The sequence below is a fragment of the Dielma fastidiosa genome, from assembly GCF_000313565.1.
Lineage (GTDB): Bacteria > Bacillota_I > Bacilli_A > Erysipelotrichales > Erysipelotrichaceae > Dielma > Dielma fastidiosa.
On the sequence record NZ_HE578929.1, the window covers coordinates 38,587 to 52,285 of the forward strand.

At 39.8% G+C, this 13,699-nt stretch carries 14 protein-coding genes and 1 other annotated feature; of the genes, 13 read left to right on the forward strand and 1 reads right to left on the reverse strand.

Features of this window, described 5'->3' with window-relative positions; all coding sequences use genetic code 11:
- The 4 genes from DAHG_RS13700 to DAHG_RS13720 all read left to right on the forward strand — a co-directional run.
- Positions 1 to 1,236 (forward strand): IS200/IS605 family accessory protein TnpB-related protein (locus DAHG_RS13700; protein WP_022938917.1); only part of this gene is annotated, 1,236 nt, incomplete at its 5' end.
- Between the two features lie 306 nt (positions 1,237 to 1,542).
- Positions 1,543 to 2,169 (forward strand): hypothetical protein, encoded by a 627-nt coding sequence (locus DAHG_RS13710; RefSeq protein ID WP_022938919.1) that lies wholly within the window; start codon positions 1,543 to 1,545, stop codon positions 2,167 to 2,169.
- Between the two features lie 101 nt (positions 2,170 to 2,270).
- The gene (locus tag DAHG_RS13715; protein WP_022938920.1) at positions 2,271 to 3,746 is read left to right on the forward strand and encodes a nicotinate phosphoribosyltransferase; all 1,476 of its coding nucleotides are present in this window, start codon (positions 2,271 to 2,273) and stop codon (positions 3,744 to 3,746) included.
- Between the two features lies 1 nt (position 3,747).
- Positions 3,748 to 4,401 carry a DUF2238 domain-containing protein gene (locus DAHG_RS13720; protein WP_022938921.1) on the forward strand — a complete coding sequence of 218 codons (654 nt, stop codon included), beginning with the start codon at positions 3,748 to 3,750 and terminating at the stop codon, positions 4,399 to 4,401.
- 113 nt (positions 4,402 to 4,514) lie between these two features.
- Here the strand turns inward: DAHG_RS13720 and DAHG_RS19720 are convergent, their stop codons facing one another.
- Positions 4,515 to 5,249 (reverse strand): alpha/beta hydrolase, encoded by a 735-nt coding sequence (locus DAHG_RS19720; RefSeq protein ID WP_022938922.1) that lies wholly within the window; start codon positions 5,247 to 5,249, stop codon positions 4,515 to 4,517.
- 76 nt (positions 5,250 to 5,325) lie between these two features.
- On the opposite strand from DAHG_RS19720, the gene DAHG_RS13730 reads away from it, so the two are divergent.
- From DAHG_RS13730 to DAHG_RS13775, 9 genes are all read left to right on the forward strand, one after another.
- Complete coding sequence (locus tag DAHG_RS13730) at positions 5,326 to 5,937, forward strand: cyclodeaminase/cyclohydrolase family protein (RefSeq protein WP_022938923.1); 612 nt, start codon at positions 5,326 to 5,328, stop codon at positions 5,935 to 5,937.
- A gap of 56 nt (positions 5,938 to 5,993) precedes the next feature.
- Positions 5,994 to 6,458, forward strand: a complete 465-nt coding sequence (locus tag DAHG_RS13735) for a DUF4352 domain-containing protein (protein ID WP_022938924.1) — start codon at positions 5,994 to 5,996, stop codon at positions 6,456 to 6,458.
- 167 nt (positions 6,459 to 6,625) lie between these two features.
- Positions 6,626 to 7,333 (forward strand): response regulator transcription factor, encoded by a 708-nt coding sequence (locus DAHG_RS13740; RefSeq protein WP_022938925.1) that lies wholly within the window; start codon positions 6,626 to 6,628, stop codon positions 7,331 to 7,333.
- Between the two features lie 9 nt (positions 7,334 to 7,342).
- Positions 7,343 to 9,559, forward strand: coding sequence for a sensor histidine kinase (locus tag DAHG_RS19725; RefSeq protein ID WP_022938926.1), 2,217 nt, complete (start codon positions 7,343 to 7,345; stop codon positions 9,557 to 9,559).
- Positions 9,560 to 9,744: 185 nt separating this feature from the next.
- Positions 9,745 to 9,993 (forward strand) — a binding site (T-box leader).
- A gap of 57 nt (positions 9,994 to 10,050) precedes the next feature.
- Positions 10,051 to 10,887 carry a MetQ/NlpA family ABC transporter substrate-binding protein gene (locus tag DAHG_RS13755; RefSeq protein ID WP_022938928.1) on the forward strand — a complete coding sequence of 279 codons (837 nt, stop codon included), beginning with the start codon at positions 10,051 to 10,053 and terminating at the stop codon, positions 10,885 to 10,887.
- A gap of 81 nt (positions 10,888 to 10,968) precedes the next feature.
- Positions 10,969 to 11,832 carry a hypothetical protein gene (locus DAHG_RS21895; RefSeq protein ID WP_110370660.1) on the forward strand — a complete coding sequence of 288 codons (864 nt, stop codon included), beginning with the start codon at positions 10,969 to 10,971 and terminating at the stop codon, positions 11,830 to 11,832.
- The gene (locus DAHG_RS21900) at positions 11,825 to 12,031 is read left to right on the forward strand and encodes a DUF1653 domain-containing protein (protein ID WP_022938930.1); all 207 of its coding nucleotides are present in this window, start codon (positions 11,825 to 11,827) and stop codon (positions 12,029 to 12,031) included. Before DAHG_RS21895 ends, DAHG_RS21900 begins: the two co-directional genes overlap by 8 nt.
- A gap of 15 nt (positions 12,032 to 12,046) precedes the next feature.
- Positions 12,047 to 12,940: a hypothetical protein gene (locus tag DAHG_RS13770; protein ID WP_022938931.1), complete on the forward strand. Its 894-nt coding sequence runs from the start codon at positions 12,047 to 12,049 to the stop codon at positions 12,938 to 12,940.
- Positions 12,933 to 13,670 (forward strand): NAD-dependent protein deacylase, encoded by a 738-nt coding sequence (locus DAHG_RS13775; protein WP_022938932.1) that lies wholly within the window; start codon positions 12,933 to 12,935, stop codon positions 13,668 to 13,670. Before DAHG_RS13770 ends, DAHG_RS13775 begins: the two co-directional genes overlap by 8 nt.
- Positions 13,671 to 13,699 lie beyond the last annotated feature (29 nt).

Here is a 13,699-nt window from a genome sequence, read left to right on the forward strand (position 1 = left end):
CTGCTTAAAAGTAATATCGAAATCAATCAGCGATTGAAGAAAGAATGTACTAAACGGATTGAAAGAATCAAAGAGAAGATTCGTAAGGAAAACAAAACTTTACAGAACTGGCAGAAACAGAAAGAACAATTAATTCAAAAAAGCAAGGAACATGAAACTAATGAAGCAGACTATTTGTATGAGGTACAGATCGTTAATCCGAATATCAAACAGTTAAAGCATAGAATCGGGTCGTTGACCTTTAAACTAAACCGAGAAACGGATAAGCTGAATCATTTGAACTTAGGCGTGAGAGCCGCTTGCTTTGGTTCAAGGAAGAAGCTACATCATGATCTCGAAGCTTATCGGTATGAGCGAAGAAAACGCATGCTGATACCTGGCAGACGGCAGGGAAAATACAGCAACAATCTCTTCAAATATCATCTTGAATCCGGGATCATGGTTTATCGAGGCACAGAGAAAGAAGTTCATTTACCGATCCGGTTTTATCATCATGCAGAGAAATTAGAAAGAGCAGTCAGATTACCGCATAATACCGTCGGTAAAGCCGTAGCTTATGAACTCTATGACCATGGTGAGTATTTCATCATTAAAGCGATCATTGAGGTGGAACCCAAAATGATAGTGACCAAAAAGGAAGCAGGCAGTATCGGTATCGATATCAATGTGGATCATATCGCGGTTGCCCACATCGATCGGCAAGGCAATCTGTGCAAACAACTAATATTACCCATGAAGCTAAAGGGAAAGACAAGGAATCAGCGAAAGCATGAGATTGCGGAAACAGCAAGTAAGATCATTCATGAATGTGTACATGCTCATAAACCATTAGTGATGGAAGCCTTGGACTTTAGTGATAAAAAGCGAAAGCAGCGCTATCAGTCAAAAGGACTGAATCGAATGCTAAGTGAGTTTGCTTATTCACAAATCATAGAAGCTATTGAACGAAAAGCAGTCTATGAAGGAATAGAAGTGATTAAAGTAGATCCAGCGTATACGTCACTGATTGGAAAATTAAAGTATGTACGGGATAAGGGAATGAGTGTGCATCAGGCAGCGAGTTATGTAATTGCAAGAAAAGGGATCGGATACAAAGAGAAGATCTTAAGAGAATATCGAGTATTCGTAAAAGAAAAGCAAACACAAACAGAGCAATGGGCAGCGGTTGCTGAGAAGATAGGAAAAGCGAGTACTAAAGAATGTCAGTTTACTGCCATATTAGCATTATTCAGATAACATAAAAATCAGTTCAATGAATCAAAGCGAATAGACCCAAACTAGAAGAAAAGGCTGTTTACTTGATAGAAATCATTGAACTGATCAAAAGAGTTCCTGTATGGATTTGCTCGAGTGCGACTCCAATACCGATAGGTTGAAGGAGAGAGACATTGAAATACAGGAAGGAACAGCGCCGCGAGAAAGGCAGCTGGGTGTCATCATTGATGGCATGATTTCCTGAAGGATTGAAGGAAATCATTTTCTTGTGCTTTCAGTTGGTGAAACTATTTGTTATAATTTAAAAATAATGTTAGGAGATAGAATATGATTGAAATTAAAAATTGTACAGTAAGTAATATTGAAAATGCGCTGCGCGGTATGCGTAATCCTTTGGATAGCTGGGAAAAAAGTGATAGTATAACTACAGACGGCAAGTTCATTCTTGGCCCTAATGATTTAAAATTAGCCCGCAAGCTTTGCGCGGCTGGCAGTGATCACCGTAAATTTTTAAGACAAATATTTGTGTCCTTAGATATAACGGCTCCGCTTTACTGGTGGAAGGAATTTGATACATATAAAGTAGGAACTGTCGCCAATTCAACAAGTACGATGCATACGATTCATAAGAAAGAGATAAATGAATCACTGTTCAGCTGTGAAAAGCTAGATGCTGAACGACTTGCGTTATTTAAAAATTATCTTGATCAGATTGAACAGCTGCGCCAGCAATACTTAATTGATAAAGATCCTGAATTATGGATTCAGATGATTCAACTGCTGCCAAGCAGCTTTAATCAGTTAAGAACCTGTACGATGAATTTTGAAACTTTGCTTAATATTTATCACAGCCGCAAAAACCATAAATTATCTGAATGGCGTCAATTCTGTGATATGATACTTAAAATCGAGTATTTTGATATGATAGCTGAAATAAGCAGCCAATCTTTATAGGTGTCTTGACACATCGCAACATTCTGTACGCTTTTTGACTATAAAGTGGTATAATAGTAAAGCAATTATCATTGCATAAATAACCATAGAGAGGCTAGAAAATGGAAACTTATGATGAAAAATTTGATTTTCGTGACAAACGAAATCTAAGCTTAGTCACTGATTTTTATGAATTGACAATGAGCCAGTGCTATTTTAATGCACCTGATGCCAACAAGATCGTTACCTTTGATTTGTTTTATCGGCGTAATCCGGATAATGGCGGATTTGCTATTTTTGCCGGTTTGGAACAGATTATTGGCTTTATACAGAATTTGCATTTTGAGGATGAAGATATTGCTTATTTAAAAAGTCTGAATAAATTCAGTGATGAATTCCTTGATTATTTGCGTCATTTTATTTTTACCGGCGATGTATATGCGGTGCCAGAGGGAACACCGGTATTTCCTAATGAACCGCTGGTGCGTGTCAAAGCTAAAATTATTGAAGCTCAGCTGCTTGAGACTGCTTTTTTGCTGGCAATTAATCATCAAACCTTGATTGCGACAAAAGCAAACCGTATTGTCCGTGCTGCCAAGGGCAGAATTGTGATGGAGTTTGGGGCGCGCCGCGCGCATAATTTTGATGCTGCTAATTATGGTGCTAGGGCGGCTTATATCGGCGGTGTTGATGCGACGGCGACAACCTATGCCGGGGAAAAGTTCAATATTCCGGTTGCCGGTACTATGGCGCACAGCTTTATTCAGTCTTTTGATTCTGAATATGAAGCTTTTAAGGCCTATGCGCTTACTTATCCAGACAGCTGCACAGTGCTGCTTGATACCTATGATACACTCAACAGCGGCGTTAAGAATGCTATCCGAGTTGCGAAAGAAGTGCTTGAACCTATGGGGCATCGTTTAAAGGGTGTACGCATCGACAGCGGCGATATTGCCTATCTGTCAAAGAAAATCCGCAAGCAGCTCGATGAAGCGGGACTTGAAGACTGCCAGATCGTTGCCAGCAATTCTTTTGATGAATATATCATAAAATCATTGATTGAGCAGGGCGCTCAAATTGATTCCTTTGGGGTCGGGGAGAATATGATTGTTTCTAAATCATCACCGGTCTTCGGCGGTGTTTATAAGATGAGCTCAGTGATTAAAGACAATCAAATGATTCCTAAGATCAAATTGAGTGAAAATGTTGAAAAAATGACCAATCCTGGGTTCAAAGATCTTTATCGCATCTATGACAAAGAAAATCATAAGGCATTGGCGGATCTGATGACAATTCACGGCCATCCAATTTCAGAAAACGAGGATTTAACGATCTGCCATCCGGATAATGTCTGGAAAAAGAAAACATTGAAGCGCGGTACGTTTGTGATCCGTGATCTTTATGAGCCGATTTTTGTAAATGGGCGGCTTGTGTATAAAGTACCTGATTTGAATGAAATCAGGAGATACAGTCAGCAGGAGCTATCTCATTTGTGGGATGAATATTTCCGTTTTGAGTATCCTCAGGTGTATAAAGTAGACTTGACTGAGGAATTATTAAAAATGAAGCTCGATTTAATTGAGGAGATGAAGCATTAATATGTCCAAGACAGAAAAACGCAGTTTAGCGCTTGCCGCATTGATCTATGCTGCTACTCTGATCTATTCCTTTGTGGTCAATTTTCCTGACCGCGCGATGAATACCCGCTTTAATATGACCTTTGTGGCAATTCTTTGCCCTTTAATCGTACCGGTGTTGTTTAAGCTCTTTAAATGGAAACCAATCAGTGAAATCTATATTATTAATCTTATATTTTGTTACTTTGCCTCTTTGATTGGTTCATGCTTAGGCGGCTACAGTGTCCCTTATTTTGATAAGGTTGTTCATTTTGGCTTTGGCTTCTGCGGCATCGAAATCGCTTATCTGCTGTATATGATACTTAAACGATCTTCCAAGCTTGACAGTATTCAGGAATGGCATATATTTCTTGTCTTTGTTAATGCGGTGAATACAGCAATTGCTGTTTATTGGGAGTTTTATGAATATGCAATGCTTATTTTCTTTAATAATGATGCAATCAATCATTATACCAGCGGTGTTCATGATACCATTACCGATATGCTGGTCTGCGTTGCGGGCGGTTTAGTAGTAACCGGTTTTTTGATCAGTGCTAAACGCAGCGGCAAAGATAATTTCTTTACCCGTCTGCCGCAAAAGTTTTATGATTTGAATCTTGCACATAGAAACGGCTAAACGCCGTTTTTTTGATTTATGTTTGATCATTTTCTTGATGTGACAGATGTGTAAGTACAAATCTTTAACAGCAGTGCTAAAATAGAGACAGAAGATATGAAAAAAAGCTGTGCCTATAAAGGCATCAGCCGATCTTCAATAAAATCTTGAATCAACAGGAAGGCAGCGTCTCGCACATGCTCATCATTTAGTATTCGATGCTTTCCTAAATGCAGGAAAATGAGCTGTTTTTGTTCATGAGTGATCATGTCAAAAGCCCACACGCTGCTTCTTGGCGGGATGACCTCATCGGCATCACCGTGAATCAGCAGCACTGGACAGGATACCTTAGCAATACTTGCTTTCAGCTGCTTTACACATTCCATAAATGCCGGATAGAATGATTTAGGCAATGAGGGTTCTTTGCCGTCATTTTTAGAACTGCTGATTAAACCGCTGGCTCCTTTAATTACCATGTTCGTATAATTTTCTAAATGAAAGTGGTTAAAGGCAGGAGCAATCAGAATCAGCTTTACAACCGGATAACAGGTGGCAAGATAGGAAGCGATAACGCCGCCCATGGAAAAGCCAAGCAGGTAAATCGGCCGTTTGCTGAGCTGAGCCTGAGTAAGCTGAGCTTTAGCTCGTTTGACCCATTGCTGCCAATCGCAGTCTTTCTCATCGGTTAAATCATACATATCAAAGCTGATCAATTCAATATTTTTATCGTTAAGAAATTCCTGAAGCTGATCCATTTCATGCCGCCGGCGCTTGCCAAAACCGTGAATCGTCACAAGCAGCGGCCGGTTGTCCTGATTTATTTCTTCTGTTTTTTCTTCTTTCATTAATTTTTTAATCCATTCAAACATTTCTCTCACATCCTTTTCTGTATTATAGCATAGATTTGTGTTAGTATTATGTAAGAGAAAATGATTGAGGTGCAAGATGAATAACGAAACGATAAACAACTTTTTAAATCAGGTAGACAGTGCATCACCAACGCCCGGCGGCGGCTGTGTAGCAGCATTAGTGGCACAGCTTGGTCTCTGTCTTGGGCGGATGTATGGCCATTTAAGCGTTAAACGCAAGGCTTTTCTGGCTCAGGATGAGGCGGTTCAGCAGAATTTTATGCAGTCTTTTGAAAAATTAAGCAATATGCGTGAAGTTTTAGAAGGATTGGCGGCAGCTGATATGGAGGCTTATCAGTCAGTGATTGATGCCTATCGGCAAAAGGATGCGCAGCTGATTCAGCAGGCGATTCATAAAGCGATTGATGTACCGTTCAAAACGATGCAGACAGCGGTTGAGGCAATGTCGCTTTTAGTACAGATGATGCCTTACGGCAATCAAAAAGCAGTCAGTGACTGCGCCATTGCAGTTATTCTCTGTGACGCGTGTGCAGCAAGTAGTTATCTAAATGTATTTATTAATATTCAGACACTTGAAGATCAAGAAGAAGCTGAAAAAGCGTTGAAAGCAATCGATGAACTCAAAGCAGCCGCTGCTGAAATGAAGGAGCAGTCATTTGCGGAGTGCATTCGTTTGATTAAACAATAAATTCGACACTTTTTTCACTTCTGTTTCGTTAAACTTAAACCAAGGGAGTGAAAAAGATGGATCTAATTAAAACAACAAATGAAAAACAGATTATCTATCTGATCAATGATCATTGTCCGAATCAGGCAATGCGCAATGAATTTCAGACGAATACATTTACACTAAAAATTAATAAACTGGAAATTGTTGAAAAGGAATGCTGCGGTTATGTCGTCGATGAGGGAGGCATCTTTCTGATTGCCAGCATCACCCTGCATAATCTAAGCAATGAGATTCTTTCTTTTTCCAAAAATGATCTGCTGATCAGTTATGACAAGGAAGATCCGTATGAGGCGGAGGAATACTTCGGTGTGCCTTATCAATTTGAGGATGAGATTGCTTTAAAGCCCAATGAAGAGGTTAAAGGCAAGCTGGTATACATTATTGCTGAATCAGCAAAGAAGGTTACCTTCCGCTATTTTGAGAATTACGATGACGATACGGAGAAACAGTATAAGCTGCGTTATAATCTGGATTGTTAGTAAAATAAGGCATTCATTTTGTGAATGTCTTTTTTTGACACATTCCTTAGAAATTCTTAAGAATTATCTGCAGTATAATTAAAGAATTCATCGATATAATTTAGTTGTTGAAAAGATGTGGTACAATAAATGGTGAAATTAAACAAAAAAAGCTGACGGAGGTATTTATGGATAAGACGTTGATATTAGTTGTGGAGGATGAAAAAGAGATTGCGGAGGCAATTGAAATTTATTTAAAAACACAGGGTTATGATGTAATTAAAGCCGAAAATGGCGCCGAAGGGTTAAAAATGATTCAGGAGCATGATGATATTCAGCTGGCATTGGTAGATGTTATGATGCCGGTCATGGATGGCATTACGATGATTAAAAAAGCACGTGAGGATCATGATTTTCCATTTTTAATTCTCTCGGCAAAGTCTGAGGATCTAGATAAGATCATGGGCTTAAATATCGGTGCTGATGATTATGTTACGAAACCTTTTGTGCCCATGGAATTATTGGCGCGTGTCAATTCACAGCTTCGCCGTTATCAGCGCTATCTAAAAATGGTCTCTCAGGAGAAAAGCAATGATAATATCTATGTCCAGGGTGGCCTTGAATTAAATGCTGATACGAAGGAAGTCAGTGTAGACGGCAATCCTGTACGTCTGACACCGATTGAATTTAAAATTCTTCAGATGCTGATCAAACACCCGGGTCATGTCTTTTCAAGTGATGAAATATATGAACATGTATGGAATGAAGATGCGATTAATACCGAAACGGTGATGGTGCATATTCGTAACATTCGTGAGAAAATTGAACTCGATCCGAAGAATCCGCACTATTTAAAGGTGGTATGGGGTGTAGGTTATAAAATCGAGAAACTTTAGGAGGACATTATGGAAAAAAAGAGCAATAAACTCTTTGGGTTTCTTTTAATCTTAATCATTGCTTTGTTATCATTGGGCATGGTTATTGCCAAACCGATGATTTCAGCAGAAAAAAATGAACCTGATCTGACAAGCCTTGACACCAATGATTATTTTTTAGATGATTTATTTCTTGATAACATCGTTCAGTATAAGCATTTAAAATCACTGGAAGCGGGCAAGAATATTTCTTACAGCGAGCTTTTGCTTAAGAATCCGGATGCGGATACGGCTGAATTATTTGATGATTTTATCAGCGGTTACAGTAATGTGGAAAATCCGGATGATTTTGAAGATTTATATTACACGCTTCAGCGTAAAAATCTGATTCTTGATTTTTATGCCGAGTCAAACAATACTCGCAGCTATTCAATCGATTTATCAGATTTAAAGAATTCTGGCAATGATAAAGCAAAATATTTTAAGTGGTATATCATTATGCATTATGATGATGCCGGTAATCTTACAATCAGCAACGCGTCTCAGGATTTGCTGAAGACGGTATCATCTAAGTTTTTTAAAGGATCACTGATGGAATCTTCAGCGTTTAATTTTGAGTCCATTGTACAAAATGGTGTAGCTGAAAACAGCAGCAAGGTCAATGTAGAACCGATTACCAATGCGACATTTATCTATGCAATCAGCAATGAGCGTTATCAGATGCTGGTTGACGGCACGATTTATTCACGCTATCTGCCGGGTTATTCAGCAATGAATGAGGATGCGGGTATGTTGGTTTTTATGGTAATCACTACCGCAGCGATTGCCGCGGCATGCTTTATTGCCACAAGACATGTGCGTGAGTTATCTGCCTACAATGCACTACTTAAATGTCCTTTTGAATTATTGGTTGGCGTGCTCAGTCTGGGTATTTCATTAATCTTTGGCTGGACATATTTAGTGCTTGTAAATATGGGGACAACTGATTTTATTACCGAGATATTGCAGAATATAACGACGGATAAAGCGGTTATCGTAACCAACAGCATCTTGTTTTTCAGCGGTTTTATCTATTTGTTCTTAGTTACCGTTGCGGTATATGAAATTAAGCTGATCTTTATTCAGGGCTTCTCTGATTTCTTTATGAATAACACGATCATTGGCTGGTGCTGCCGTAAAATCAGTGCTTTCTTTGATGTATTCAGAGGCTTGGATCTTTCGGATAAGCTGAATAAAAAAATTGCTACAGCATTGATTCTGAATCTGCTGGTTGGCTGTATTGCCTGCATCTTCTGGGCTTTCGGGCCGTTACTGCTGATTCTTTATACGATTTTTACTTATCAGTATATCAAACGGATTGCCAGCGGCATGCAGCAGCAGTTCCATGTCCTTGAAAATGTGACCAAGGAGCTTTCATTAGGCAATCTGGATATTGAGGTTGAAGATGATCTGTCGGTCTTTGGTGAAGTGAAAGATAATCTATTGGGTATTAAGACCGGCTTTAAGCAGGCGGTTGAGGAGGAAGTGCGTTCTTCAAAAATGAAAACTGAACTGATTTCCAATGTGTCACACGATTTAAAGACACCGCTGACTACCTTAATCAGTTATATTGATCTGCTGCAAAAAGAAAATATTACTGATGAAGAACGTCAGCATTACATTCAGATTTTAGATAACAGCTCACTGCGGCTGAAACGCTGCATCGATGATTTATTTGAAATTAGTAAGGTTGAAAGCGGCAATGTGCAGTGTAATTTAGTAGAGGTTAATTTAAGTGATCTGCTTAAACAGATTCATTTTGAAATGAGTGATAAGATTGAAGCGAGCAATCTGACTTTTAAGACCTCTTATCCGGAGCAGAAAATCATCTGTATGCTGGATTCACCGAAGACCTATCGTATTTTTGATAATCTTTATATGAATATTTTCAAATATGCGATGCCTTATACCCGTGTTTACATTGAATTAAAAGAGGAAAATGGCTTTGCCGTGGTATCCTTCAAGAATGTTTCGGCTACTGAGATTACTTATGCGCCTGATGAGCTGACGGAGCGTTTTGTACGCAATGATGCTTCCAGAAATTCTGAAGGCAGCGGTTTGGGATTGGCAATCGCCAAGAGCTTTACAGAATTGCAGGGCGGCAGTATTAAGGTTTTGGTTGACGGTGATTTATTTAAGGTGATATTAAAATTTGCCGTGCTTGAAAAGGCGGCAGAGAGGGAGGAAGGAAATGAAGAACAAGCATAAAATCAGCGCTTTTGCGGCTGTGTTTACAGTGATTACCTTAGTGTTGGGTGCGGCTTCTGTAATTGGTGCGATGTTTCAAAGAAAGAAACTGAAATGATTTTATTTTCATAATATGAAAAAAAATTATAAAATATTTCTGAAAAATATATTGACAAGCGCTCAGCAAGCCGATATAATAGTGCCATACAAAAACGATGAAGAGAAGAGTAGGCATTAAAGCTTTCACAGAGAGTCCTCACAGGGTGCAAGAGGATAAAGGAAATAACTGCTGAAAATGGTCTTGGAGTTGCATTGCTGAGGGTTGCTTAGGCAATGTCGGATTCGCCCGTTAAAGCGATAGGGTATAACCTGTATGCAGGCGTACTTGAAGAGGCTGGTATTGTGAGATATCAGTGAAGTAAGGTGGTAACACGAAGTCAACTTTCGTCCTTTCAGGATGAAAGTTTTTTTTCATCCATTGAGTTGAATTAAAATAAAAGGAGAACAGGAAAATGAAAAAATTATTATCAAGTTTATTAGTTGTTGCATTATTAGCTGGCTGCAGCAGTAACAATAATCCGCCGGCAAGTGATCCAGCCGAATTAGAAACGATTATCGTCGGTGCAAGTCCAAGCCCGCATGCGCAGATTCTTGAATCGGTTAAAGAGACATTAAAGGCTGAGGGATATGATCTTGTGATCAAGGAATTTGATGATTATATCATCCCAAATACAGCATTGGAGAATGATGAACTAGATGCGAATTATTTCCAGCATCAGCCTTATCTTGATGGCTTTAATAACGATTACGGAACCCATTTAGCATCTGTTTTGAAGGTTCATTTTGAACCGCTTGGCGTCTATGCCGGCGGCAGCAGTGAAATTAAGGATACACTGACGCTGGATGATATAAAGGATGGCGCACAGATTGCGGTTCCTAATGATGGTACAAATGAGGCAAGAGCGCTGCAGCTGCTTGAAGCTCATGGCTTGATTAAAATTAAAGCGGGTGTGGGTTTGGCAGCAACGGTTCTGGATATTGAAGAAAATCCGAAGAATATAAAAATTGTTGAGATTGAGGCAAAGAACCTGTCAGCGATTTTACCGGATGTTGATTATGCGGTAATCAACGGCAATTATGCATTAAGCGCAGATATCGTTGATAAGCTTTGTGTGAGTGAGGATAAGAACAGTGAGGGTGCTCAGGAATATGCGAATGTTCTTGTTGTAAAGGAAGGACATGAGAATGACGAGAAAATTGAAGCACTGAAAAAGGCATTAACGAGCGCTGATACTAAGACATTTATTGAAAATACTTTTGGTACATTGGTTATTCCTGTATTTGATTAAGACCTGCGGGTCTTTTTCTTTGCATAAAACGTGGGCAAATGCTGGAATTCTGTTATAATAAATATGAAAAAGGTGATATGCATGATGGAATTCATTAAGAAAAATAAGATGTTTGTGGCAGTTTTAACATTTATATTTGTCGTTATGGCTGCCGTTGCGGTTTATGCGCTGTCAATTAATAAACCCAGCGATATTGTACTGCCGCCCAATCTGGTCGATGAACAGCCGCCGCAGGGTAGTGATGAGGAACCTGAGGATACTCATGAGCGTGCAATGATCCGTAATTTTTATGGACAGTTTGATGATGGCGGCAATTCGGTAATTCTTTACTGGGATATTGCCAGCAATGATTCAGTGATAGAAAAAATTGAACTTTATTCACAGAATAATTTAATTGCTGATGTGACGAATACGCAAAGCTATGAAATGCCGATAACCGTATATCAATTTGCTACCGGTGTCAACGAGTTTGAGCTTCGCTGTTCATTAAAGAATGAAGTGTCGATCAGTGAAAAGACGAGTGTTGTCGTAGATTACATTTTTGATTTTCAAAAGAGCAGTGAATGGGTTAATGATCCGCTTTTGGGTGAGGGGATTATGATCTCGCTGAGCTATACATATAATCTGTCAACACCGGTCGGTACGCCGATTATTACGGTAAAAGACAGCAGCGATGCGGATAGTGCCGTTGAGTTTGTTGCCAATACTGAATTGTCGCATACTAATAATTATGTAACGATGCAGACAACTTACTTCCTGCCAACAGCTTCATTGCCTGAGGGACTGGCAAGCTGGCGGATCACATGGCTGTTTGATGTCGTACAGATCAGTACGGAAGATCGCATCAGCATTGATATCAAACGTGAGGACAGTGAGCTGCCGCCGAGTGATGAGGAAGATGAAAACTTTGAACCGGCTACTGAGGGAGATACTACGGATGATTAAACCAGGATTTTACCGTCATTTTAAAGGTAATTTATATGAGGTGCTGACGATTGCCAAACATTCTGAAACCGAAGAGGAATATGTGGTATATCGGGCATGTTACGGCGATCACGGGGTCTGGATAAGGCCGTTGCAGATGTTTGATGAAGTGATTGAGAGAGATGGCAGGCAGGTTGCACGATTTACGCGTGTGGACTAGAAAGCGGGGATGCTCATGGCACATATCAATAAGCAGATTGTGGAATTAAAACATCAAATGGAGAGGACAAAGCTTTTGCAGCTGGAGAAGCAGAGTCTCAAAAATCAATTAGAAAATAAGCTGGCGGAAATTGAAAAGATGCGCTCAAGGGTTAATGCCAGTGAAGAGAGCAAGCATAATTATCGGTTGAGTATCGCGTCGCTGGTTTCTAATTTCAGAAAGAAAAAAGAGGATCAGGCGATTAAAGAGATTCTTGATTTAAAGCAGAAGGAAAACGATTTGTCGGTGCTGCAGGCTGAATATGACCGTGTTGTTGAGGAATTAAAGGCACAGGGCAGCTTTGATAAGCAATACTTTAAACTGATGCAGGAGAAGAAGCTGCAGGCTACACATCAGGATAATGAAGTGTTGGAACAGCTTGAAATGGTAATTGAAAAATGCCGTCTTGAAAATAAGCGGATCAATGACGCTCAGCATTTGGGCGAAAAAGCGCTGGCTTTGATTCATGAGGTTTTTGACGGCTGCTTTTCATCGACGCAAAAGCATCTGTTTGAATCTTCTTTAACTAAGGGCAGCAAGCAATTTGAAAGACTCAATGCGATGCAGGAGCTGATTGCACAGCTGAAACGGACACTGGATCAATTTGAGGCTGCTTATGACCGCTGTCCTAAGCTGAATGAATCAGTGCTGGAAATTGATTTTGTGCCGGTAGCTGATCAGATCGTGGATAATTTTTTAATGGATTATTTCTTTGAAGATGAAGTGATTACGCTTAAGAAGCAGATTATGAAAATAAAGAAGCAAATCGTTGATGCGCTGCATGATTTGGATATTCAGCTGCGCATGAATCAGAATAAAATAATTGAAATGCTTGACTGCATCAATGCGGTAGGAGAACGGAATGAGTAAGATTGAAGAGCTTGCGGAAAGCTTGAAGAAGAAACATATCGTATTTTTTGGCGGTGCCGGTGTGAGTACCGAGAGTAATATTCCTGATTTCAGGAGCAGTGATGGGTTGTATCAGAAAAAAATATATAAATATCCGGCTGAAAGAATGCTGTCACATTCAATGTATGAGTATGATCCCAAGGCCTTTTATGATTTTTATTTTAATGAAATGATTTATCCCAATGCAATGCCTAACGCCGCGCATGAGGTGCTGGCAAAGCTTGAGGCAATGGGTAATCTAGATGCTATCATCACACAAAATATCGATGGGCTGCATCAGGCGGCTGGTTCTAAGCGTGTGTATGAGCTGCATGGCAGCGTGCACCGCAATACATGTCAGCAATGCGGCGCTCATTATTCACTGAATGAGATGCTGAAACAAAAGGGACAGATTCCTAGATGCGCCTGCGGCGGCATCATAAAACCCGATGTGGTGCTTTATGAGGAAGGCTTGGACGCGCAAATCCTGCGCAGGGCAATTTCGGCAATTAATAACGCGGATGTGCTGATTGTCGGCGGCACTAGTTTAGTCGTCTATCCGGCGGCTGGTTTGCTTGATTATTTTCATGGCAGCCAGCTGATTTTAATCAATAAGGACGCGACAGCTTATGACAGCCGAGCCGATCTTATCTTTAATGAATCTATTGCCAAGGTGCTGTCTGAGGCAATGGAATTGATTGAAAATGCTTGAACAGGAAGCTGAGTTATGATTTGCCGGTT

What these genes read in the sequence shown, in the direction of transcription:
- DAHG_RS21900 (WP_022938930.1), top strand. Translation starts at nt 11,825, where the DNA reads ATGATTAAACCAGGATTTTACCGTCATTTTAAAGGTAATTTATATGAG.
- DAHG_RS13740 (WP_022938925.1), top strand. Translation starts at nt 6,626, where the DNA reads ATGGATAAGACGTTGATATTAGTTGTGGAGGATGAAAAAGAGATTGCG.
- DAHG_RS13730 (WP_022938923.1), top strand. Translation starts at nt 5,326, where the DNA reads ATGAATAACGAAACGATAAACAACTTTTTAAATCAGGTAGACAGTGCA.
- DAHG_RS21895 (WP_110370660.1), top strand. Translation starts at nt 10,969, where the DNA reads ATGATGGAATTCATTAAGAAAAATAAGATGTTTGTGGCAGTTTTAACA.
- DAHG_RS13775 (WP_022938932.1), top strand. Translation starts at nt 12,933, where the DNA reads ATGAGTAAGATTGAAGAGCTTGCGGAAAGCTTGAAGAAGAAACATATC.
- DAHG_RS13770 (WP_022938931.1), top strand. Translation starts at nt 12,047, where the DNA reads ATGGCACATATCAATAAGCAGATTGTGGAATTAAAACATCAAATGGAG.
- DAHG_RS19720 (WP_022938922.1), bottom strand. Translation starts at nt 5,249, where the DNA reads ATGTTTGAATGGATTAAAAAATTAATGAAAGAAGAAAAAACAGAAGAA.
- DAHG_RS13735 (WP_022938924.1), top strand. Translation starts at nt 5,994, where the DNA reads ATGGATCTAATTAAAACAACAAATGAAAAACAGATTATCTATCTGATC.
- DAHG_RS13715 (WP_022938920.1), top strand. Translation starts at nt 2,271, where the DNA reads ATGGAAACTTATGATGAAAAATTTGATTTTCGTGACAAACGAAATCTA.
- DAHG_RS13720 (WP_022938921.1), top strand. Translation starts at nt 3,748, where the DNA reads ATGTCCAAGACAGAAAAACGCAGTTTAGCGCTTGCCGCATTGATCTAT.
- DAHG_RS13755 (WP_022938928.1), top strand. Translation starts at nt 10,051, where the DNA reads ATGAAAAAATTATTATCAAGTTTATTAGTTGTTGCATTATTAGCTGGC.
- DAHG_RS13710 (WP_022938919.1), top strand. Translation starts at nt 1,543, where the DNA reads ATGATTGAAATTAAAAATTGTACAGTAAGTAATATTGAAAATGCGCTG.
- DAHG_RS19725 (WP_022938926.1), top strand. Translation starts at nt 7,343, where the DNA reads ATGGAAAAAAAGAGCAATAAACTCTTTGGGTTTCTTTTAATCTTAATC.